Here is a 2,818-nt window from a genome sequence, read left to right as displayed (position 1 = left end):
GTCGCTGGCGGGGGCCGGGCCGCCGTCGAGGGGTACGGGCGGCGGCCCGTCGCGTACGGCGTCCAGGACGGCGCGGCGGTCCCGGCCGCGCCAGGTGGTGAGCAGGAACGGTTCGTCGTCGAAGGCGGCGCCGAGCGCGGCGAGTACGGCGGTGAGGTGGGCGCAGGGCAGTGCCCAGTCCGGGCAGTCGCACTCCAGGACCGGCTCGCCGTCCCCGGCCGGGAGCAGCGGCAGCCCGGCCCTGGCGAAGAGGGCGTCGGCGTCCGGCGGCAGTTCGCCGTCCAGGACTTGTTCGCGCGCGTCGGAGTCGGCGACGAGGGCCCGCTCGGCCCGCCGCCACTCGGCGTCGGTCAGCACGGGCAGTTCGATCCGTACCGTCCACGGCGTCGGCGCGCCGTCCCGTACCCGGGCGGTGACCAGACCCGGCTCCACCGCGAGGCCGGTGACGCGCCCCGACGCCTGGCCGCGCGCGCGTCCGAGCCCCGCGAGCCGGGCGTCCAGCCGAGCGGCCCACGTACGGCCGCCGCTTCCTGTCCCGGTCATCCGCTCACCGCCGCTACGGGCACCGCCGCGGTCGTCCGCCCGCCGGGGCGGACGGCGTCCGCCGGTCCGCCGCGCTCGCGCTGTCCGCCGAGGCGCGTCACTCGCTCACCGCCTCCTCCTCCGACAGCCGCAGCGCGTCGCGCAGTTCGGCCGTGGTCAGCTCCGCGAGCCAGTTCGCCGCCGCGGTGTCGCCCGCGCCGACCGCGCCGACGGCGGCGTCCGCGAGGGTGCGCTTGGCCTCGATCATCGCGTCGACGCGCTCCTCGACGGTGCCCGCGCAGACGAAGGTGCGCACCTGGACGTCGCGGGGCTGGCCGATCCGGAAGGCGCGGTCGGTGGCCTGGTCCTCGACGGCCGGATTCCACCAGCGGTCGATGTGCACGACCTGGCTGGCCGCGGTGAGGTTGAGGCCGGTGCCGCCCGCCTTGAGGGAGAGCAGGAAGACGGCGGGGCCGTCCGTCTCCTGGAAGCGGGCCACCATCTCCTCGCGGGCCCGCGCCGGGTCGCCGCCGTGCAGGAACAGCACCTCGGCGCCGAGCCGTCGGGCCAGGTGCGGGCGCAACAGGGCGCCGAAGGCCGCGTATTGGGTGAAGCACAGCGTCTTGTCGCCGGCGGCGAGCGCGGTCTCCAGCGTTTCCTCCAGACGGGCGAGTTTGCCGGAACGGCCGTCCAGAGACGAGCCGTCGCCGAGGAAATGAGCGGGGTGGTTGCAGACCTGCTTCAGCTTGCCTAGGGCGGCCAGGACGTGGGCGCGGCGGCGCAGTCCGCGGGTCTCGTCCATGCGCGCGAGCATGTCGGCGACGACCGCGCGGTAGAGCGCGGCCTGCTCCGCGGTCAGATTGCACACCACCTTGATGTGCTGCTTCGCGGGCAGTTCGCGGGCGATGGCCGGATCGGACTTCAGCCGCCGCAGCACGAACGGTCCGGTGCGGCGGCGCAGTTCGGCCGCCACGGCCGCGTCGCCGTCGCGCTCGACGGGGATCGCGTACCGCTCCTTGAAAGCGCCCGCCGTGCCGAACAGGCCGGGGTTCACCAGGTCGAGCAGCGCGTGCAGTTCGGCGAGGCGGTTCTCGACGGGGGTGCCGGTGAGGGCGATCCGGTGCCGGGCGGGCAGGGCGCGCAGCGCCCGGTACTGGTGCGTGGCGCTGTTCTTGACGCTCTGCGCCTCGTCCACGACCAGCCGCCGCCAGGTGACGGCGGCCAGCGCCTCGTGGTCGCGCTGCACCAGCCCGTAAGTGGTGATCACCAGGTCGGCGCCCCTTACCGCTCCGGCCAGTTCCGTACCGGACAGCCGCCCCGCGCCGTGGTGCACGTACACCCGCAGCTCGGGTGCGAAGGCGGCGGTCTCACGCCGCCAGTTGCCGACCAGCGACATCGGGCAGACGACGAGCGTCGGGCCGTACGCCGCCGCGTCCGCGTCCTGCTCGCGCCGGGCCCGCTCGCGTTCGGTGGCGAGCAGCGCGAGCGTCTGCGCGGTCTTGCCCAGGCCCATGTCGTCGGCGAGCACGGCGCCGAGGCCGAGCCGGGACAGGAACGCGAGCCAGTCCAGGCCGCGTTGCTGGTACGGGCGCAGGGTCGCGGTGAAGCCGGCAGGTACGGCGACCGGCTCCGGGCGGTGCTCCGCGCTGCCGCGCAGCAGTGCGCCGAGGCCGCTGAGCCGGTCCGCGGGGTCGTCGGCGGTGACCGCGGTGACGGGCAGGCCCGCCTCGGCCGCGGTGGGGTCGAGGGCGATCCGCAGGGCCTGTCCCGTGGTCATGGTGCCGCTGCCCGCGCGTTCCAGGAAGGCCAGCACGGCGGCGATCCGCGCCGGGTCGACCTCGGTCCACTGGCCGCGCAGCCGGACCAGCGGCTGCCGGGCGGCGGCGAGCGCGGTGAGTTCCTTGTCGGTCAGCGCCTGGTCGCCGAGCGCCACCCGCCAGCGGAAGGCCACGATCGCGTCCCGGTCGGCGATGCTCGACGTCTCGACGGTGCCGGGCTGCGGCTCCCGTACGGTCAGCGCCATGCCAAGCGCGGGCTTGCGCTGCCACCACGACGGGACGAGCACCCCGAAGCCCGCCTCCGCCAGCGCGGGGGCCGCCTCCCGCAGGAAGGCCAGCGCCCCGGCCCGGTCGAGCCGCAGCCCGGAGGGGCGCTCACCGGCCAGTGCCGTACGCAGCGCCTGATACGTGCGGGCGGCGCGGGTCAGCGCGGCGAGCACCAGCTGCGGCGGGTCGTCGGCGTACCGCGTCAGCGCGGCCTGCGCGGGGCCCCGCGCCCAGATGTCGGTGGCCTCGAC

General features: G+C 76.0%; 1 protein-coding gene and 1 pseudogene. Both read right to left on the bottom strand.

What is annotated here, in order from left to right:
• Nucleotides 1-543, bottom strand: a pseudogene (locus BGM09_RS24650) (hypothetical protein); the annotation flags it as partial.
• Between the two features lie 97 nt (nt 544-640).
• A partial coding sequence (locus tag BGM09_RS24645) for a DEAD/DEAH box helicase (protein ID WP_188283890.1) occupies nt 641-2,818 on the bottom strand: 2,178 nt, incomplete at its 5' end.

The organism is Streptomyces sp. CBMA29 (genome assembly GCF_014596445.1).
GTDB lineage: Bacteria > Actinomycetota > Actinomycetes > Streptomycetales > Streptomycetaceae > Actinacidiphila.
Note: the sequence above shows the minus strand (reverse complement) of the source record. Positions and strands in the feature narration are given on the sequence as shown.